Genomic DNA, 21,291 nt, shown 5'->3' with positions numbered 1-21,291 from the left:
TGCGCCCTTTACTTTATAAGGGCAAAACAATCTCGGGTTGATTATGACGGAAGTAGAACAGCAACTTACCCCTCCAACAAAGCCAAGACCACCACGGCGCATAGCTCGAAATATTGTGCTGATTGTACTGATCATTCTTTTATTATTGGTCAGTTCTTTGGTAGTGATGATGTCAACGGATAAGGGTAGCCGTTTCCTATTAGACCGTGTACTTCAAAGCCAGAAAACCATTAAATACGAATATGAAAGCGGTAATCTGCTTTCAGGCATTATTTTAAAAAATGTATTGGTGCGACTAGAAGGAATTGATGTTTCTTTAGACCGTGCAGATGTGTCTTTAGGCTGGCGAGCAATCCTAAAAAAAGAAGTGCATCTTAGCCATGCTGACGTTCGTAATCTAAAGATTCTTGATAAGAAACCACCATCTGGCAAACCATTTGGATTTGACCCGATCAAACTTCCTTTTGTATTGCGGGTTGATGAAGCTAGCCTAGACCACTTGCAACTGCAAACCTCCACATCTAAAGTCGATTTTAGCGATATTTATTTAAAAGATGCGTTATGGTCAGAAACCAAATTAAAGTTCGAAGACTCACGCATGAAAATGGAGTTTTTGGCAGTTAACAATGCAACGGGAGAGATGGATTTTAGCGGTAAATATCCACTCAATGCGACTGCTGACCTGATTATTCCATCACTCAAAAGCCTAGATATCGATGTCATTAAAGTTGCAGCCAGAGGTTCTCTAGATACCTTAAAAGTTGGTGTGGCAACTCGAACCCCAGATCTGCTCACAGGTTGGGCGGTCATCCATCCCGTGCGTGAACATGTGCCGATGAATGGTGAGTTATTCTTTAAAAACTATCATTTGCCATTACTCAAAGACCAAAAATTGTTTGCAAAAGATGGTATTGCAAAATTCAATGGCGATATCCAGAAACTGATTCTAACACTGAATACCGATTTAAAAGGCGAGCAAGTACCACAGGGTCAATATACGGCACTGATGGATACCGATTTAACCCATCAATTGAATATCCGTGAGTTTAATGGCCAATTAATGGGTGGGGTGGTCAGCTTGCTGGGTTTTGTAAACTGGCATGATCATGTGTCTTGGGATGTTAAAGGTCGTTTAGACGGCTTAGATCCGAAAGACAAAACCGTACCGCAAATCGCACAAGATTTCTTGCCACCAAACTTGGATGCCAGCCTTAACTCTACAGGTTCAATGGAAAAAGGCTTGGTGCTGAATGCCCAACTTGCATTTGATAAGTTTGAGACTTGGGCGGTTAAGCTGGACCAAGCGGAAGAAAAAGATAATAAAGCACAACCGATGTTGCTGGATGTGTCATGGAAAGGAATTGACCGTGCGATGCCTTATATCGGCTGGCTCAGCAGTGAAGAAGGTCATACCAATCTGACTTTAAAAGAAGGTCAGCAAAATATTTACCTCACAACCACGATTCGTCCTCATGAACAAGCGTTATTACCAACAGGAAAATATGATGCGCGTTTAGATGTAAATGGCGATCTATTAAATGTGGAAAGCTTCCGTTATGAGGCGGAAAAAGGCAGTTTGTCGGGACAGGCCAAAGTTAAGCTGCCAACCGAAAAGCAACAGCTTTCATGGCAAGCTCAGCTTAAAGCTCAGGATTTTAATCCGCAAAGCATTGCTGCAGCTGCACCAATCAATCTATTGAATGGTGAAATTAAAGCCACTGGCTTTGCCAAACCAAACCAACAAATCATTCGTTTTGAACAGATTGATTTAACAGGGCAATTGCCACAAGACAATAAAATAGAAACCATTGCCCTCAAAGGAAAAAGTACAGCTGCCTTGATTTTTAATGATGAAAAAGCGGGTGGCGGCTTTAAAAGTTTTGCCGTGGATTATGATGGTTCTTTGAATGCATTGAATCAAGGTAATGGTATTTTAAAGATTAAAATTGCAGGTACGCCTGAGTATATCAAGATCAATGAACTTAATCATGATGGTGTGGCAGGCAAAATCTTTGCAACGGGTGCGGTCAACCTTAAAGATAAATTAGGTTGGGATATTGATGCTTCACTGGTACGTTTTAAGCCCCAGTATTTTGTATCCAGTGTCAAAGGTGAAGTCTCTGGACGAGTTAAAACACTTGGTGTTTGGTCCGATAAACTGAAACGGATTGATATCCGTCAGCTCAATGTTGCAGGTTTCCTGAATAACAAACCGATTCGTGGTCGCGGTAATCTGAGTTTATTGCTTGATTCGAACCAAGAAGGTTTCTTGCCGCAACAATTTGAAGCCAATGACTTATTCTTTGCTTATGCACAGAACCAGTTACAAGCCACAGGCAATGCGCAAAACTTACGGATTAAGTTGAATGCACCTGCCTTGTATGAGCTTTATCCAGGCTTACGTGGTCGTGCCTATGGCAGTTTAAATGTACAGTCACAGCCGCGCCTAAAAGCAACTGCAAATATGATGGTTGATAATTTTGCCTTTAATGATCTGGTGACGATTCGTTCATTAAAAGTGCAAGGTGAATTACCGACTTCTGAAACCACACCTACTCAGCTGACCGCAACTTTAGACCGTTTGCGTAATGGTAATCGCGAAATCGAACATGCAACCGTGAATCTAGCGGGAACACGCAAGGCACATGTGTTGAAGGTGGAGAGTAAAAACCGTCAATCGAATTTCTATTTACAACTGGCAGGTGGTTTCAATCCGAAGAACGATTGGTTAGGCCAATTGCAAAAAGGTAATTTTACTTCACGTAATATCAGTTTGGTACAAAACCAAAGTGCGCCGATTATCTATACGACCGCACAACAGGAATTGTATGTCGGTCAGCATTGCTGGCAGAGTTCCAGCAGCCAGTTATGTCTGGATCAGCCTGCACGTCTTAGCAAAGCCAAAGGCAGCTTCTCCTTCATTACCAAAAATCTAGATTTAAAAGATTTTACCGCATTTATGCCTGAAGGTTTGGCGGTCACAGGTCAATTGAATGGTTATGCCAAAGCATCTTGGGCTCAGGGTAGTCATCCGAAACTGGATGCGCGTTTAGTTACCCAGAAAGGTGAAATCGGATTGGCGGCGGATGATCCACAAGATCCTGCTACAACGGTCACTTATGATGAATTGAGTCTGATTGCGAAAAGTATCAGCGAAGGTTTGTTATTACGTGTCGATATGAAAACACCAGACATTGGTACCGGTTATGCCAATGTAATTGTTAATCCATATCAAGCCAATATGCCATTGCGTGGTGAAGTCGCATTTAATGATGTACAGCTCAAAGTCTTTAAGCCATTTATTAAAGATGTACGTTCAATGTCAGGGACTCTGGCTTTGGCGGGTAAAATGGATGGAACACTGACCCAACCCCAATTTGCAGGTGAAATGCGCTTGAAAAATGGTGCTATTTCAATGATCTCGCTGCCTGTGAATTTAAGCAATATCCAGCTTTATTCTTCGATCCGTCAGCAATCTGCCAGTATTGATGGTGCATTTAACAGTGGTCAGGGTGTTGGACGCTTAAAAGGTAATTTTGATTGGAAAAATGACCCACATTTAAATCTAACATTGAAAGGTGACAACTTATTGGTACGTCAAGCGCCGATGATCACGGCGATTGTAGAGCCTGATTTAAGCTTGGATGTTTATCCTTTTGCGCAGCGTTTAAGCTTGAAAGGGAAAATTGATGTACCACGTGCACGTATTTCAATGCCTGAAAGTTCTGCAACCGTCGTGAATTTGTCGCCTGATGTGCGTGTGGTGCAACAAGGCCAAGACTTGCTGGCGACCTTAAAAGCGGCTAAACCGTGGGATATTCGTGCTGATATGACCGTGACTTTAGGCAATCAAGTCATTTTCCAAGGTTTCGAAAGTACCATACCATTGGTCGGTCGTTTGCACTTATCACAACGTGGTTTAGAAACTGCCATGCGTGCCAATGGTGCGATTGGTGTCAGTCAAAAAGTGAAGATTGAAGCCTATGGCCAAAGTCTTGATTTGAATCGAGCGATTGCACGTTTCAATGGACCATTGGCCAACCCGACGTTGGATATTGATGCCAATAAACCGGTTCAAGGTAGTATGGTCGGGGTCCGTGTCACGGGTACAGCGACTGTGCCGAATATTCAGATTTATAACGATGCCGGCTTGTCTGAACAAGAAGCCTTGAATGCCTTACTGACAGGCCGTATTAATGAAGGTAACAGTGGTTTAAGTAATACCGAAGGCTTTAAGTCAGACGTAAATAACACCATTGCTGCAGCGGGTATCAGTATGGGCTTGGGCGGTACGCGTGCCTTGACCAACCAGATTGGTCGAACCTTTGGTTTGAGTGGTTTGGCATTGGATGCACAGGGTACAGGGGATGATACGCAGGTGAGTCTGACAGGCTATATCACACCAGATCTATTTATTCGTTATGGTATTGGTGTATTTACCCCAGTGAATAAATTGACCTTGCGTTATCAGATGAACCGTCGCTTATATCTGGAAGCGAGTCAGTCTTTAGAACGTGCAATTGACGTATTCTATAACTGGAGATTCTAAGCCGGCTTTAAGCTTGGTTTAGCATCAGAAAGAGGAATTATTTCGATGAAATAGTTCCTCTTTTTTTATGGTTGTAACACGGTCCGAATCTCTCGAAAATACCATCCATATAAAAATCAAATAGGACAGATGTATTAACCATCTGGGACAATTTTTGAATATCTATGCTGATGGTTAATTGAGGGATTAAAAGATTCAATCCATTGTTTTATTTTCATAATTTGGAATTTTAATTCTGTCATTTAGGTCGTTTTAGTCTTGGGCTTAAAGTTAAAACCATTGTTCTGAATAGTTTTTGTTTTTATAGTGGAATAAATAAATTCGCTTTTTGAATGCATCTGTTGAGGTGCTTGAACAACTGTATATATTTTTAACATTTGAATAGATAGAAAATAAGTTTAAATCCTACCAACTATTTTTGGAAACTCATGGAATTTTTTAATTTTCTTAAAAAAAATACACCTGCATTTTTAGCTTCTTTAGCAATAACTTTTCCTGGCTTTATGCTTTTCGTCAGTCAATATTATTATGGACCTCAAGTAGATGCTCTAAAGCAAGCTAATTCTAGTCTGCAAAGTTCATACGATCGGTTAGAAAAAAATTATCAAGAAAAAAAAGCTGATTTTGATCGTTTAAATAGCTCAACTGAAATGCTCTCTACTCACTTAAATAAGAGTAATAGTGAATTAATTGTGAATGACAATAATGTAAGGAATTTAAATAATAAAATTAGTGAGTTAAATAGTGAAAAAGAAATATTGACTTCAAGGTTAAATCAAGCCATATCTTACAATAACTCTTTGAATGATCAATTAAATAGTTATAAACAAAATGACAGTATACTTTTAAAAATAAGCAAACTCGAAGCCGAAAAAAAGAAATTAAGAGACTCAAGTCTTGTATCTGTATTCGATAACAAGACAGATAAGGAAAGAAGAGATGAAAACGATAAAATTGCAAAAGAATTTCACGAACAAATACTTGATTTACAGAGTAAATTGAAATCTAACTAGTAAGTGTTTTTAACATCTCAAAAAACCATCCATCTAAAAATCAAATAGGACAGATGTATTAACCATCTGGGACAATTTTTGAATATCTATGCTGATGCTTAGTTTAAGGATTTAAAGACCCAATTCATTGTTTTATTTTCATAATTTAGAGTTTTAAGCCTGTCATTTAGATCCTTTTAGCCCTTGGCTCAAAATTAAAACCATTGTTCTGAACCACTTTGATTTTTATAGTGGAATACATAAATCCGCTTTTTGAGTGTGCCTGTTGTGATGTTTGGACAACCGCACAATAGAGGGATGTGCGTAAAAGGAGGGTTTGAAATGAATAAGTTTATAAAACATTTACTGTGCTTGGGTTTGCTCGGTCTAAGTGGTTCAGCTTATGCACAAGCACCTCATGTATGTGGTGCAGGCCCAGGCCCCAATGAAGTGTTGGCAGGTATGCAACCTGGGGGGAACGGAATTGCTCCAACACCTTTATGTTATTGGAAACAGCAATCACAACAAGGAGGTTCACAGCAGCCACCACAACCAACAGGTTATTGGGTAAAGACATGGGGGGCGATTGCACCATCACCGAAAGGTGGCGTACTTGGAGTCGTAGTGGGGGCAGACAGTGAGGAAGAAGCAGAACGCTTGGCGATGGCTGATTGTAAACAGAAAGGCGGTCAATCTTGTGAAGTGCACTTAACTTATCATAATCAATGTGCTGTGATGATTTTAGGTCAAAAGTTTATAAATACTTTTAGTAATGCGACTATTAAGGAAGCATCAGAGAGAGGGCTTAAGCATTGTCAAAGGAATGACACCAACTGCGAAGTTTATTACTCCGCCTGTACCGAACCGCGTTTTGTTAAATACTAAAAATACAGACCTGCTTTATTTAGAGCAGGTTTTTTATAACCAATGATTTTAGAAAATAAAAAATGTGATAGAATTGATATAAGGTATTGAAAATTAATGATTTTATGACATTTTTTGGAGAAAATAAATGAAATCTGTCACTTTTGGTCAGCTTTGGGCAGTGCTTGGCTTAGTGCTCCTCAGTTCAACACTCCAAGTCAATGCCAAGGAATACTATAAGTGGGTCGATGCCAAAGGCGTTACCACTTATTCAGCAACGCCCCAACCTGTACAAAGACAAGAACCTCAGCTCGATCCAGTCAAAAAGAATAGCGCTACCACAGTACAACAGCCGACTGCTCAAACTGGAACGGCACTGAAAGAGCCAAAAATCACAACAGTGACTGCAACTACAGCAACAACACCAACCAAACCTGTAACGACGACCACAACAGCCACAGGCAATCTTACTGCGACAAGTGACGTGCTTATCGCCGTCAAAAACTGCAATGGGGTCAGATGTTGGGATATGAAAGGCAAGTCCTATAATCTGGTCGCAGGAACGACATATCTGTCTGCCAATGGAGGAAAGTGTCAAAAGTTAGGCAATAACATGCGCTGTAGCAAATGATTTGTATGTTTTTATTACGGAAAGCATGGTTTTAAAGGCTTCCTTTTGCAAAATAAACAAGTTTCAGTATGATGTGTGCATCAAATTAGCCGCAGTATGATGATGAAAAAAGTTTTGTTTATTGCAATAGGTTTAGTTTTGGCTGGTTGTGCTGAGAAAAAGCCGTTAACCCCTGAAGAACAATGGCATGGCTATTGCGTCAGTGTGGGTAACGCTGCACGTTCGATCACATTGGATCGTCAAAATGGAATTGAGCAAAAACAAGCAACGGAGTATGCGGCAAAGATTGAAGATGAGACCACGCGTAAGTTTATCTTTAAAATTTTGGACACAGTTTATGCACTTCCTGCCGATCAACTGAAAAAAGATCCAGAAGCATTACGTGAAAATTTAAAGAAACAGTTTATGGAAGAATGCTTGGTAACCCCACATGACAAGCTGCCTAACTATAAACTTTTTTAATGTGTATATAAAAAAGACAACACCGTTTGTCTTTTTTTATGGATGTAATTTATTGTTTTATTAGACTTTAACCTAAGACCAAAGCGGTATTTCCAAGGGATGAACATTTCGCTATAAAATAATGGGCATCACGTAGAAATACGGTAGTTGCATTAACATTTAACGCGAAGTCTAGTAAAATTTTGCTGTCCACATTACTTGTAAAGCTTGTAGCAAGCTGGAACTTACAAGTAATTTTTTAAAAAAGAGGAATAACACTGTGCTAGAAGCTTACCGCCAACACGTTGAAGAACGTGCCGCACTCGGAGTCCCACCGAAGCCGCTTGATGATGCTCAAACTGCTGAACTCGTAGCCTTATTAAAAAATCCACCAGCAGGTGAAGAAGCTTATTTAGTAGATTTACTAGAAAATCGTGTTCCAGCAGGTGTTGACCAAGCTGCATATGTAAAAGCTGCTTTCTTAGCTGCTGTTGCAAAAGGCGAAGCAACCTCTCCACTCGTATCTAAAGAACGTGCAGTTTACTTACTAGGTACAATGCTTGGTGGTTATAACGTAGCACCACTTGTTGAACTTCTAGACAATGCTGAGCTTGCTGAATTAGCGGCTGAAGCGTTAAAGAAAACACTTCTTGTATTTGATGCGTTCCATGACGTAGCTGACAAAGCAAAAGCAGGTAATGCTGCTGCTAAAGCAGTATTACAATCTTGGGCTGATGCAGAATGGTTCACAAGCCGTGCTGACGTTCCAGAAGAAATCAAAATCACTGTGTTCAAAGTAACAGGTGAGACCAATACGGATGACTTGTCTCCAGCTCAAGACGCTTGGAGCCGTCCAGACATCCCATTACACGCAAACGCAATGTTGAAAAACGAGCGTGACGGTATCAACCCTGAAAAACCAGGTGAAGTTGGTCCATTAAACCAAATCAAAGAATTGATCGCGAAAGGCAACCAAGTTGCTTACGTGGGTGACGTTGTTGGTACAGGTTCTTCTCGTAAATCTGCAACTAACTCTGTACTTTGGTTCTTCGGTGACGAACTCCCACACATTCCAAACAAAAAAGATGGTGGTGTGTGCTTAGGTTCTAAAATCGCGCCAATTTTCTTCAACACAATGGAAGATGCAGGTGCATTACCTGTAGAAATCGACGTTGCCAACATGAACATGGGCGACGAAGTTGTATTGAAAATTGATCACGCTGCTGCAAAAGTAACTGCATTCAAAGATGGTGCACAAATTGCAGAAGCTGAGCTTAAAACCCCTGTACTTTTAGATGAAGTACGTGCTGGTGGTCGTATTAACTTGATCATCGGTCGTGGTTTGACTGCGAAAGCGCGTGAAGAATTAGGCCTTGCACCTTCAGCATTGTTCCGTACACCAGTACAACCTGCTGACACTGGCAAAGGTTTCACTCAAGCGCAGAAGATGGTTGGTCGTGCATGTGGTTTAGCTGAAGGCCAAGGTATCCGTCCGGGTACTTACTGTGAACCTAAGATGACCACTGTTGGTTCTCAAGATACAACAGGTCCTATGACGCGTGATGAGTTAAAAGACTTAGCGTGCTTGGGCTTCTCAGCTGACTTAGTGATGCAGTCTTTCTGTCACACTGCTGCGTATCCAAAACCAGTTGACGTAACAACTCACCATACATTACCTGACTTCATTATGAACCGTGGTGGTGTATCTTTACGTCCAGGTGACGGTATTATCCACTCTTGGTTAAACCGTATGTTACTTCCAGATACTGTTGGTACTGGTGGTGACTCACATACACGTTTCCCAATCGGTATTTCATTCCCAGCGGGTTCTGGTCTTGTTGCGTTCGCAGCTGCAACTGGCGTTATGCCACTTGATATGCCTGAATCTGTATTGGTTAAGTTCAAAGGTAAAATGCAACCTGGTATCACTTTACGTGACCTTGTACATGCAATTCCTTACTACGCAATTCAAGCGGGTGACTTAACTGTAGAGAAGAAAGGTAAGAAAAACATCTTCTCTGGTCGTATCCTTGAGATCGATTTATCAGAAATGGAAAATGACTTGACTGTTGAGCAAGCATTCGAACTTTCTGATGCATCTGCTGAGCGTTCAGCTGCTGGCTGTTCAATCACACTTTCTGAAGAGAAAGTTGCTGAATACTTACGTTCTAACATCACCATGTTGAAGTGGATGATTGCAGAAGGTTATGGCGATGCGCGTACTATGGCACGCCGTGCTGAAAACATGCAGAAGTGGTTAGATAACCCAAGCCTGTTGAAAGCTGATGCTGATGCTGAATACTTAAAAGTTTACGAAATCGATCTTGCTGATATCAAAGAACCAATTCTTTGCTGCCCGAACGATCCAGATGACGCGAAACTTCTTTCTGACGTTCAAGGTGACAAGATTGATGAAGTATTCATCGGTTCTTGTATGACCAACATCGGTCACTTCCGTGCAGCGGGTCAGTTACTTGACAAAGTACCTGGTGGTTCATTGTCTACTCGTTTATGGTTGGCTCCACCAACACGTATGGACGAGCATCAATTGATGGAAGAAGGCTTGTATAACATCTATGGCCGTGCTGGTGCGCGTACAGAGATGCCAGGCTGTTCATTGTGTATGGGTAACCAAGCACGTGTAGCACCGAACACAACATGTGTATCGACTTCTACACGTAACTTCCCGAACCGTTTAGGTCAAGGTGCAAACGTTTACTTAGCTTCTGCTGAGCTTGCATCTGTGGCTGCGGTTCTTGGTAAATTACCAAGCCCAGAAGAATATCAACAGTACGCGTCGCAAATCGACAGCGCTTCTGCTGACATCTACAAATACTTGAACTTCGACAAGATGAGCGAATATACAAAAGAAGCTGATCAAGTTGATACCAAGAAAATCCAAGCAGCTCAATTAACCTAATACGTGAGTGAGCTAAAAATAAGGGCTGAGTAATCAGCCCTTATTTTTTTTGATATTGTGCCTAATCGTTATGCTAGATGTGACTTAACAATTTAGGCAAAATCAATGTATTAAAAATGAAGCTTTACTTTTCAGAATCATTTTAATCTGTGTTTTTTCTAGAGCAATTTCGAATTTGCTTCTTTTCTATGCTAATTAAATCATCAATACATTTTAATTATTCATGAACAATAAACTTTTCTGTTTAGCTCAAGCTCAATATTTACTGTGTTGTAGCTTAAACATACAGGGTTTTATTCAGTCATATAAAAAGGAGTTTGATGATGGAAACTTTAACCAAAGCTTATGCTAAAGCAGCAGGGATTGTTTTTGCAGGGTGTCTATTGGCAGCCTGCAACGATGATGATAAGAAAAAAATAAATTCTGAAATAAAGCTGCAAACAACCACAGTAGCCTTAACCGCTTTAAGTCAGAGCCTTGTTTGGAAAAATGATCAATGTGATGTGGTATACCGAGATGCGATAGAACAAAATAATAAAGCATTAACTGCCTTGCAAGATTTGAGAGCAGCATTAACCACGCAGCAGAATAATTTAGCCACTTTCATTGATCAGCGTATGTTGCCTAAACTCACTCAACTTCATTCGGAGGCGACTTTTATCCGTGAACGTTGTAATGCACCAGGTTATGATGGCACGGGCGTGAGTATGGAGCGTCCTGCAATGCTGCGTGAAATGTTGAATGAGTGGCAGGGAACGATTGATTTATTAACGGAACAGCTTAATAAACCACCACAAATGAATGTATCGATTCAGCCTGCACGTTTAACCAACGTAAATGTTAATGCAGAGACTGTTGCGGCATTCAAATTTAAAGATTGTTCTGATGGCTTTTGTCCTGAGTTGAGTGTGATCCCCGCAGGAAGTCATCAAATGGGCGGGACACTGGAAGAGCAGGAGCGAGAAGGTGTGCCTGCACAGGCAAGACCTTATGAATTGCCTCAGCATCAAGTCAATGTCACGAAACCATTTGCAATGGCAGCTCATGAAACCACGGTTGCTCAATTTCAGCAATTTCAGAAAGAAACAGGCTGGGAAGTGCAAGGATGTCGAAGCTGGGAGGTACGTGATGGTGAATATAATATGTGGTATCGCAAGGACTTAAACCCGAGCAATCCTGGATTTGCACAAACTGCCCAAGACCCCGTCGTTTGTGTACGCCGTGAAGATGGTCAGGCTTTTGCGGCATGGCTGTCTGAAAAAACAGGAAAAACCTACCGTTTGCCGACCGAGGCTGAATGGGAATATGCAGCACGGGCAGGGACATCTACTGCATTTTATTGGGGCAATGACCCTGAGCGTGATCAAGCCTGCAAATATGCCAATGTTTTGGATGTAAGTACGACAACCACAGAAACCAATACAGCCACATGGCGAGCATTTAACTGTAACGATGGTTATGCATATACCGCACCTGTGGGTTCATTTTTACCGAATGCCTTTGGACTATACGACGTACTTGCCAATGCACGTGAATGGGTAGATGATTGTTGGCATGCCAATTATCAAGGTGCGCCTGCAACAGCAATACGTTGGGGTGCAGAAAATAATGGTCTGTGTAATTTCCCTGTATTACGTGGTGGTGCATGGATTTATAACGTACATAATGTGCGAACGGCTTACCGCAATGCTTATTATTCTTCTCAGGCGCGTTCAACCATGTGGGGTTTCCGTGTTGTAAGGGAAATTTAAGCTTATAGATTAAGTCATGATGCCGATCTCATAGTTTTAATTGATATGGTCTCGTAATTTTGTCTTTACAGTTTAAATCATCCATCGTTTAATCATTCGAAAATGAGTGATTTAAAAAGTTGATTCAACTCAATGGCGAAACAATCCCGCTTCTTATGTATTGGTGGATTTCTTAACGGTTCAGCTGTGAAAGATCAAGGTGACAGTTTTATCTGTGTCGAAAATGGCAAACAAGTCAGCTACCACAAAAAGGAAATCTTCCATCAAGACTCGTGGCATCAAGATTACTATGTCTGCGAAACGACAACCGATCAGCAAGCACGAAACTGGGTTTATGACATCAAGCCTAATTAATGGCGCTGATATCATTTTATTCGGTGTCTGGGCTTATAATCTTAGTATTCTTTAAATACATACATAAAAAAGCCCCTTTGATAGGGGCTTTTTTAAACTAAATCATCCTACCAATAACCCAATACTTTCCACCAAAGTCCACCAATCACCACAAAGATAATGATATTGACCACACTCATGACAAAGCCAGCTTTCCACCATTCACCCAGCGTGGTGTAACCTGAACCAAATACCACAGGCGATGTACCTGTTGCATAATGGGTTAAGGTCATCATGATGCTTGAAGCAGCTGCCATCATTAAGGCAAATAACATCGGTGGTGCACCTAACGCCAGTCCAGCCGTATAGAAGGCTGCAAACATGGCGGTGATATGTGCTGTGGTACTGGCAAACATATAATGTGCATATAGATAGGCAAGCATGAGCAATAAACAGGCAGGCATCCAGCTCAGTCCTAAATGACCAATACCTGTTTCTAACACACCTGAGAACCATGTGATTAAACCGAGCTTATTTAAATAAGTCGCCATCATCACCAAGGCCGCAAACCAAGTGATGGTATCCCATGCGCTTTTTTGCGTCAGGATATCTTCCCAAGTCAGTACGCCAGTGATGAGTAGTAGTCCTAAGCCAATAAAGGCTGTCGTGGTGGGGTCAACCGCCCAAGCTGAGCCAAAAATCATGGCAGGGATGCCTGCCCATAACAGCAGTAAAATACCAAATACACCCAGCATAATGATTTCATTTTTGCTGACGGGGCCCATTTCTTTTAACTTGGTTTTGGCAAACTGAGCCGCATTTGGGGTTTCTTTGACTTCAGGTGGATACATCCAGTACATAATCAACGGCATGATAATCAAGGCAATCAAACCTGGTAATAGCATCGCCAGTGCCCAAGTACTCCAACTCAGTGAAATCTGGCTATTGGTTGCTTTCGCCACCAGATCAACCACCAAAGGGTTTGGGGCGGTTGCGGTAATAAACATGGCAGAAGTAATCGGGTTGGCTTGGTAATTCACCAAAGCTAAATATTTCCCCATTCGGCCTTCGGTGCCTTTGGCTGGGTCAGAGTCATAACTGGTAGAAATTGCACGTACAATCGGATGAATAATCCCACCACCACGTGCAGTATTACTTGGGGTAACAGGTGCAAGAATCAGCTCAGACAGCACCATGCTATAACCGATACCAATGGTTTTCTTGCCCCAAACTGCGATAAATAAATAGCCTAAGCGTGCACCGAGTCCAGTTTTTTGCAAGCCTTTAGAGATCATGATCGAAATACCAATCAACCAAATCAGTGGATTGGCAAAACTGCTGAGCGCATCTTGAATGGCGCCACTTGGACTATCATTGGTAACACCTGTCACGGCGACCAATGTAATGGCAATAATCGCAATCGCACCAATCGGCATGGCCTTACCAATAATGGCAGCAATCACACCGACAAACATCGCCAGTAAATGCCAAGCATCAGGATCAACGCCAGCGGGTACAGGAATCACGAACCAGATCAGTAATGCAATAAATAAAGAGATCAGCGTCGGGAGAGCTTTAAATCCCATGTAAATTCCCCTTGTTGTCACGGGTTTAATAAAATTTATAGTTCTTTATGAATGAATCGTTAAAGAAAATAACCACTAAGCTTTTATTATCGTTGACGCGAGCGCCAAACTGCAAAGAAAATTTTGTTGAAACCGCGTTATATAGGGCAATGAGTTGGCGAATGATTTTGTTTAATTCGAGAAAAATAGGGCTTCAGATTAAAATCCCTTATTAAATATGAAAGCATCATGCTACATTTTCAGCTTGCTTGATCAAACAATAAGTATGGTATGACTCAATTTTCATGGCAGCAATTAAGACGCTTTGTTTATGACAATTTGCACAATGATGACTATAAAAGTACGGTAAGTACCTGTGTAAACTATCTATTGATTGCCTTGATTATTGGCAACGTTGCTGCGGTTTTGTTGGAGTCCGTCAACGAATTTTATCAACTGTACAAGCCTTATTTCGATATCTTTGAAAATCTCTCGATCATGATTTTTAGTGGCGAATACCTGCTCAGGCTCTGGAGTATTGTTGAGGAAGAGCCACAAGAGCCTGCGTGGAAACAACGAGTTCGCTGGATGAAAAGTGGCGGGGCAATTATCGACTTATTGGCGATTTTACCTGCTTATCTCAATTTCATTGTTCCGATCGATTTACGTTTCTTGCGGGTCTTACGTTTGGTTCGCTTACTCAAGCTAACCCGTTATTTTGTTTCCCTGCAAATTTTATTGCGCGTGATTCAACGCGAAAAAGGCTCATTCCAAGCGGTCATTTTTATCTTGGTGATTATGATCGTGATGACGGCATCCGCGATTTATGTGGTGGAAAATAAAGCCCAGCCTGAGGCGTTTAGTTCAATACCACAATCGATGTGGTGGGCAGTGGTTACCTTAACCACTGTTGGTTATGGCGATGTGACTCCTGTGACTAACTTGGGTCGGATACTCGGTGCATTCATTACCATTCTTGGTGTCGGTATTGCTGCTTTACCTGCGGGTATTTTGGCTTCTGGCCTTGCCAATGAATTAAATATGCGTAATCAGCGACTGGAGCAAGAGTTTAGGGAGGTACTTCAGGCCAAAGGTTTGGACCTACTGCATGATCAAGTGGAAATAGAACGAATTCGCAAAAAGGTCGGTTTACCCAAAGAGCAGACCCATGAAATTATTATGCAACTGATCAGAGAAAAGCTGCTTGAAGATCAGGAGCAGGAAAAGAAACTGTGTCGTTACTGCCCACACTGTGGTGAAAAGCTTCCTGAATAATTTGAAATTTATTATAAAAATGTAGCCTAAGGCTTCAGTATAAATTGGTAATGCTTAGCCATTTATTCGGATGTGGCGACACTCAATTCGGCTCTAAAGCTCGGTAACACTGAGACTTAGGGCTTTTTTATTAAAAATTAAAAGTTCAGTTCATTAAGTGCTACTTCACACAAAAGCTATTTCATTTAAAAAAGTTAACAATAATCTTTATCATTTGTGATAGTTTCTTGTTTAATGTTTTGTAATTTTTAAGCTTATTTTAAGTTTACGCAACTGATGAATTTCTCCCAACATGATTAAGCGGCGTTATCTAATTTTATTATTGCTTCCACTGGCATTGATTTCCCTATTTGTCGGTGTAGGCGAGATGAGTCTTGCCGGTTTGTGGGCAGGTAATCCACTGGACTGGCAATTGTTCTGGACCAGTCGTTTGCCGCGTCTTATGGCAATTGTTGTAGCAGGTGCGGGCCTGAGCGTCTGCGGTTTGATTATGCAATCCCTCAGTCGCAACCGTTTCGTGTCGCCAACCACCGCAGGTTTATATGACTGTGCTCGTTTAGGTGTACTGGTTTCGATTATCTTGCTACCGAGTGCTTCAATTTTTGTAAAAACAGGTTTTGCCATAACTGTGACACTGATCGGGGCAATGGCCTTTATGAGCATTCTGGCAACCCTCAAGCATCGGGATACCGTCTTTGTTCCACTGGTGGGGATGATTTTCGGCAGTATTATCTCGGCCTTTACCACCTTTATCGCCTTGCAAATGGATTTATTGCAGAACTTGGCGGGGTGGTTGCAAGGTGACTTTTCCACCATTTTAAATGGTCAATATGAGCTGATCTATCTTAGTGTTCCTGTGTTGATTCTGATTTATATCTTTGCCAATCGTTTTGTCTTGGCAGGCTTGGGACAGGATTTTGCCACCAATCTTGGACTGAATTATAAACAGACCTTATTTTTGGGCTTGTTACTGGTCTCGGTGATTACAGGTGTGGTGATTGTGACTGTGGGTGCGATTCCGTTTCTTGGGCTGATCGTACCGAATTTGGTCAGCTTATATCTAGGTGACAATATCCGCCGAACCTTATCACATACGGCGCTTCTCGGTGCTTTACTGGTTCTGCTATGTGATGTCTTTGGCAGGGTGGTGATCTATCCCTATGAGGTGTCGGTGAGTCTGATTATGGGCATCGTTGGTAGTGTGATTTTCCTGTGGTTATTGCTCAGGAGATACCGCTATGCCACATAAAACCAAGCTCATTGTTTTAGCCTTTTTAACTATCCTCAGCATTGCCTTGTATTTGGGTTGGGGCTTAGGTGTGACATGGCAATATGCACTCGGTCTGCGTTTAAAAACTGTAGCCGCAATCATTGTCGCTGGCGTTGCTGTAGGGGTGTCGACCTTGGTGTTTCATACCATTGTCAATAATCGGGTCGTGACACCACAGGCTCTAGGATTGGATAAGTTATATGAACTATCCAAGACCAAGATTATTTATTTCTTTGGTGCCAGCACCTTGCTGTCATTTAACTTTGTCTTGGATTATTTGATTAGCTTGGTGTTAATGCTGAGCTTTGCCTTATTGTTGTATCGCTTTATTTTTAAGAAAGTTGCACAGCAAAATATTTACTTCTTGTTGTTGGTCGGGCTGATCTGTTCAACTTTATTCGACAACATGACCACCTTTTTTCAAGTCTTGCTCGATCCTGATGAATTTCAGATTGCAGCCTATGCCGGTTTTGCCAGTTTTAATGTGGTGAAAATGGAAACCGTTGGACTGTCTTTGCTGACCATTGTGCCGATTCTGTTTTACAGCTTAAAGCATTATCACAAGTTGGATGTGATGGCGTTGGGACGCGATCATGCTCTGAATTTGGGTCTGGATTATGACAAGACCAGTCGCTTGTTATTGATTCTGGTGGTATTGGCGTTAGCTTCTGCGACAGCCTTGGCAGGCCCCATGATGTTCCTTGGCTTGCTGGTACTCAACATTAGCCTTGAGCTGTTCAAGACCCATCAACATCACATCTTATTAATCGGCATTATTCTGGTCAGCATTCTGTGTTTGATGGTTGGGCAATTCGTGGTGCTGCATGTATTGAATTTAAAAACCACATTGAGTGTGATCATTAATTTTGTCGGTGGAATTTATTTCTTCTGGATATTACTGAAGGAAAATAAAAAATGGCAATAGAGCTAAAGAATTTAAGCAAAAGCTATCAGCAACAACAGGTGGTGCATGGGCTTTCACTGAGCATTGCCAAAGGTCAGTTTACGGCTTTTATTGGCCCGAATGGCGCGGGAAAAAGTACCGTGCTTTCGATCATGAGCCGTCTAATCGAGGCTGATCAGGGACAAGTGTTGCTAGATGGGCAGGATCTACGCCAAATGAAAAGTGCCGAGATTGCAAAAAAACTGGCCATCTTAAAACAGTCCAACCACACCGAGTTACGACTCAGTATTGAAGATTTGGTGGCATTTGGTCGCTTTCCCTATTCACAAGGACGCTTGACCGCAGAAGATCGTGAGGTGATTGACCGTTCCATTGCCTATATGGATTTAGAAGCATTACGCCATCGCCAATTGAGTGAGCTGTCAGGTGGTCAACGTCAGCGTGCTTATATCGCCATGATTCTGGCACAAGACACCGATTATATTTTGCTGGACGAACCTTTGAATAATCTGGATATGAAGCACTCTTCACAGATTATGAAGGTGTTAAAAGATCTGGCTGAAAATCATGGAAAATCCATCATTGTGGTAATTCATGACATCAATTTTGCCTCGGTCTATGCCGATCACATTATTGCCATGAAAGAAGGGCAATTGGTCTACCAAGGTCATCCTCAGCAGATGATGGATGAACGCATTCTCAACGATATTTTTGATTTTCATATCCCGATTCAACAGGTTCAACAGCACAAATTAGGTTTGTATTTTATTAGTTAGGAGTTCGTTATGCTTTTCAAAAAAACATTGCCAGTCATGATGCTGAGTGTGGTCTTGGCTGCATGTGGTAATTCCGAAGCACCTTCGGCAAAACAGGATGTAAATTCTACTGCGACACAGGATAGTTTGAGCTTTAACAGTAAGGCTGGTCAGATCACGATTCCTGCAAACTTGTCTCGTATTGCGGTACTGGATACCAATGCCCTAAATACCATTCATGCCTTGGGTGCGAGTGATAAAGTGGTGGCCTTACCCAAAGGCACGCCCTTACCGAAAGTATTGCAAGGTTTTAATGATGGGAAGTATCTGGATATTGGAACAGCCAAAGAACCGAATCTGGAAAAAATTGCAGCCAGTCAGCCTGAGCTGATTCTCATGAGTGGCCGTATGGAAAATCTGATGGGCCAGATTAAACAGATTGCGCCGACTTATTTTGTTGATGTGGATTACAACGATCAGTTTAATTCCTTTAAACAGCAAACCCTAAATATCGCTGAAATGGTGGGTAAAAAGCCAGAAGCTGAGCAGCAGTTGCAAACTTTAGAAAAAGACATTAACGCATTGAAAGCCAAGACTAAGGGTAAAACAGCGTTAGTGATTTTGGTCAATAACAGCAAAATTGCAGCGTATGGCCCAGGCTCACGCTTCGGTAATATCCATGATCTATATGGTTTTACTCCTGCAGATCCTTCAATCAAAGTGGGCTTGCATGGTATGGCGGTGTCGCATGAATTTATCGCTCAGAAAAATCCAGATTATCTATTCGTGATTGACCGCGGTGCTGCAATTACTGAAAATCAGCAAGGTGCAAAACAAGTGTTGAATAATAAGATTATCAACCAAACTAAAGCCGCGCAAAATGGCAATATTGTGTATCTGGATTCAAGTAACTGGTATCTGATGAACAATGGTCTCGATGGTATGAAGGACATGCTGAAAGAAGTGGCAGATGCCGTGAAATAAAAATTCAATCTGCTGATTTTATAACAAAAACCCGAAGGACTTGCTTTGGGTTTTTTATATGATGTAATGAAATAAATCACTACTTTTATAACAGCATGCGTATTTCTTTATTGTATTTGGGCACGGCGATTTTAGCTATTTTGCTGCTGATTTCTGGAATTCAGCCTTTCGATCGAACCACGTGGTGGCTTGAGGTCATACCCGTATTGATTGTGGTCCCGTTATTATTTGCCACTTACAAAGCTTTTCCGCTCAGCCCTCTGTTATATGGACTTATTTTCTTGCATGCCATCGTACTGATTGTAGGTGGGGCGTATAGCTATGCACGCGTGCCGTTGGGTTTTGAGATGGCACAATGGTTTGGTTTAGAACGTAACCCCTATGACAAAATTGGACATTTTATGCAGGGCTTTGTCCCTGCCATAGCTGCACGTGAAATTCTGATTCGCAACCATATTTTAAGCAAAGGCAAAATGCTGAGCTTTATTGTGATCTGTATTGTATTGGCAATCAGTGCCAGCTATGAATTGATTGAATGGGCGGCAGCATTGTCTTTGGGGCAAGGGGCAGAAGAGTTTTTGGGGACACAAGGGGATGAGTGGGATACCCAATCAGATATGTTTTTTGCCTTGATTGGGTCGATCACAGCCTTATTGTTATTCTCTCGATGGCATGATCGACAAATAGCAGAGTTAATGTCGTAATTTTTAAAGTAATGAATCTGCCATTAAGACACGGCAGATTCAATTTTTTGTGAATATTTGGCGTACGCTAGCGCAATCAATAGAATCGCCAGACCACCTAAACTTAATACAAAACCCACCCAAATCGGTGCTAACCAGCCCATATTATGACTGAGGACCCAGCCGCCCAAGAAAGCACCAAGCGCATTGGCCAAGTTGAAAGCTGAATGATTCAGTGAGGCCGCCAAAGTTTGTGCATCACCCGCAATGTCCATCAAATGGGTTTGTAAAGCACCGCCTAGACCGATCACGGTAAAACCAATTAAGAATAGGGCCGCAATTGCTGTATAAAGATTGGACATCATAAAACTGGCGGCAACAAATGCCAGTGCCGAACTGATCAAGATGCCAATAATGGTTTTAAATAGATTTTTATCTGCCAACCAGCCAGCAACCAGACCACCAATCACCATACCTACACCCCAAATTGCAAGGGCCACAGGCACCACTCGAATATCGGCATAGGTATATTCGGTTAGAATCGGTGAAACATAACTATACACCGAGAACATGCCACCAAAGCCAATTGCACCAACGGCAAGAGTCAGCCACATATTGATATTTTTTAAACCTGCCAACTCCGCTTTGATACTGGCCGTTTTCTGCAATGGGATATTGGGAACAAATAGACTGACACCGATCAGGGTAATAAACGCGATCACCGCAGAAAACTCAAAACCTGATTTCCAGCCAAATTGTTGACCCAACCATGTGGCAATCGGCACGCCAATGACATTGGCAATGGTGAGTCCCATCATGACTTGTGCAATCGCTGTGGCACGGCGTTGTTTACCTGCCAGTTCTGCCGCAACCAATGCTGCTACACCAAAGTAAGCACCGTGTGGAAATCCTGCAATAAAGCGAGACAGCAACATGGCTTCAGGTGTAGTGGCAAAAGCGGTTGCTGCATTGGCCAGGCCATAAAACAGCATCAAGCTAAGCAATAGCGTCTTACGGGGTACTTTTGCCCCTAAAATCGCAATAATCGGAGCACCCACCATGACACCGAGTGCATAGGCACTGATGAAATAGCCTGCATGTGGCACACTGACATTTAAATCAGTGGCAATTTCCTGAATCAATCCCATTGCCACAAATTCAGTAGTACCAATACAAAAACTACCAACCGCAAGGGAGAAAATAACCAAGAATAAGGAATAATTGTGTGAGGGTGTGGAATCTAAGGGAGAGTTTGGCGAGGACATAATATTTTGAGTCTAAAAGTACCGCCGTATTATATTCGACTCGCTTTAAGAAAAGTGAAATAGAACACAAATTTTAGCTCAATTGATTTGCAGATACAGCATAAAAGTT

General features: G+C 41.8%; 16 protein-coding genes. 14 read left to right on the top strand and 2 right to left on the bottom strand.

Annotation, left to right across the window (positions count from 1 at the left end; translation table 11 throughout):
* The first annotated feature begins 43 nt into the window (after positions 1 to 43).
* From NDN13_RS06405 to NDN13_RS06370, 8 genes are all read left to right on the top strand, one after another.
* The gene (locus tag NDN13_RS06405) at positions 44 to 4,549 is read left to right on the top strand and encodes a translocation/assembly module TamB domain-containing protein (RefSeq protein ID WP_251117624.1); all 4,506 of its coding nucleotides are present in this window, start codon (positions 44 to 46) and stop codon (positions 4,547 to 4,549) included.
* A gap of 428 nt (positions 4,550 to 4,977) precedes the next feature.
* Entirely contained in the window at positions 4,978 to 5,562 is a 585-nt protein-coding gene (locus NDN13_RS06400) for a hypothetical protein (RefSeq protein WP_251117623.1), read from the top strand.
* A gap of 321 nt (positions 5,563 to 5,883) precedes the next feature.
* On the top strand, positions 5,884 to 6,426 hold the full coding sequence (locus tag NDN13_RS06395; RefSeq protein WP_251117622.1) for a DUF4189 domain-containing protein: 543 nt from the start codon (positions 5,884 to 5,886) through the stop codon (positions 6,424 to 6,426).
* A 127-nt stretch (positions 6,427 to 6,553) separates the two neighbouring features.
* Positions 6,554 to 7,036, top strand: a complete 483-nt coding sequence (locus NDN13_RS06390) for a DUF4124 domain-containing protein (protein WP_251117621.1) — start codon at positions 6,554 to 6,556, stop codon at positions 7,034 to 7,036.
* A 102-nt stretch (positions 7,037 to 7,138) separates the two neighbouring features.
* Positions 7,139 to 7,498 carry a hypothetical protein gene (locus tag NDN13_RS06385; RefSeq protein ID WP_005204329.1) on the top strand — a complete coding sequence of 120 codons (360 nt, stop codon included), beginning with the start codon at positions 7,139 to 7,141 and terminating at the stop codon, positions 7,496 to 7,498.
* 259 nt (positions 7,499 to 7,757) lie between these two features.
* Entirely contained in the window at positions 7,758 to 10,397 is a 2,640-nt protein-coding gene (locus NDN13_RS06380; protein WP_016539828.1) for a bifunctional aconitate hydratase 2/2-methylisocitrate dehydratase, read from the top strand.
* Between the two features lie 323 nt (positions 10,398 to 10,720).
* Positions 10,721 to 12,148 carry a formylglycine-generating enzyme family protein gene (locus NDN13_RS06375; RefSeq protein WP_251118180.1) on the top strand — a complete coding sequence of 476 codons (1,428 nt, stop codon included), beginning with the start codon at positions 10,721 to 10,723 and terminating at the stop codon, positions 12,146 to 12,148.
* A 132-nt stretch (positions 12,149 to 12,280) separates the two neighbouring features.
* Entirely contained in the window at positions 12,281 to 12,502 is a 222-nt protein-coding gene (locus NDN13_RS06370) for a hypothetical protein (protein WP_251117620.1), read from the top strand.
* A 107-nt stretch (positions 12,503 to 12,609) separates the two neighbouring features.
* On the opposite strand, the gene NDN13_RS06365 is transcribed toward NDN13_RS06370, so the two are convergent.
* Complete coding sequence (locus NDN13_RS06365; protein WP_251117619.1) at positions 12,610 to 14,067, bottom strand: DASS family sodium-coupled anion symporter; 1,458 nt, start codon at positions 14,065 to 14,067, stop codon at positions 12,610 to 12,612.
* 270 nt (positions 14,068 to 14,337) lie between these two features.
* Between NDN13_RS06365 and NDN13_RS06360 the strand changes: the two genes are divergently transcribed.
* From NDN13_RS06360 to NDN13_RS06335, 6 genes are all read left to right on the top strand, one after another.
* The gene (locus NDN13_RS06360; RefSeq protein ID WP_251117618.1) at positions 14,338 to 15,321 is read left to right on the top strand and encodes an ion transporter; all 984 of its coding nucleotides are present in this window, start codon (positions 14,338 to 14,340) and stop codon (positions 15,319 to 15,321) included.
* A gap of 292 nt (positions 15,322 to 15,613) precedes the next feature.
* A complete protein-coding gene (locus NDN13_RS06355) occupies positions 15,614 to 16,570 on the top strand; it encodes an ABC transporter permease (protein WP_251117617.1) in 957 nt (318 codons plus the stop codon).
* Complete coding sequence (locus tag NDN13_RS06350; protein ID WP_251117616.1) at positions 16,560 to 17,516, top strand: iron chelate uptake ABC transporter family permease subunit; 957 nt, start codon at positions 16,560 to 16,562, stop codon at positions 17,514 to 17,516. The genes NDN13_RS06355 and NDN13_RS06350 overlap by 11 nt, the downstream gene beginning before the upstream one ends.
* Positions 17,507 to 18,271: an iron ABC transporter ATP-binding protein gene (locus tag NDN13_RS06345; RefSeq protein WP_241271185.1), complete on the top strand. Its 765-nt coding sequence runs from the start codon at positions 17,507 to 17,509 to the stop codon at positions 18,269 to 18,271. The genes NDN13_RS06350 and NDN13_RS06345 overlap by 10 nt, the downstream gene beginning before the upstream one ends.
* A 9-nt stretch (positions 18,272 to 18,280) precedes the next feature.
* On the top strand, positions 18,281 to 19,234 hold the full coding sequence (locus NDN13_RS06340; RefSeq protein ID WP_251117615.1) for a siderophore ABC transporter substrate-binding protein: 954 nt from the start codon (positions 18,281 to 18,283) through the stop codon (positions 19,232 to 19,234).
* 95 nt (positions 19,235 to 19,329) lie between these two features.
* A complete protein-coding gene (locus NDN13_RS06335) occupies positions 19,330 to 19,938 on the top strand; it encodes a DUF2238 domain-containing protein (protein WP_251117614.1) in 609 nt (202 codons plus the stop codon).
* 23 nt (positions 19,939 to 19,961) lie between these two features.
* Here the strand turns inward: NDN13_RS06335 and NDN13_RS06330 are convergent, their stop codons facing one another.
* Complete coding sequence (locus NDN13_RS06330; RefSeq protein WP_251117613.1) at positions 19,962 to 21,182, bottom strand: MFS transporter; 1,221 nt, start codon at positions 21,180 to 21,182, stop codon at positions 19,962 to 19,964.
* Positions 21,183 to 21,291: the final 109 nt, after the last annotated feature.

Origin of the sequence: Acinetobacter sp. C32I (assembly GCF_023702715.1) — a bacterium.
GTDB lineage: Bacteria > Pseudomonadota > Gammaproteobacteria > Pseudomonadales > Moraxellaceae > Acinetobacter.
This window is presented reverse-complemented; position numbering and strand designations above follow the sequence as displayed.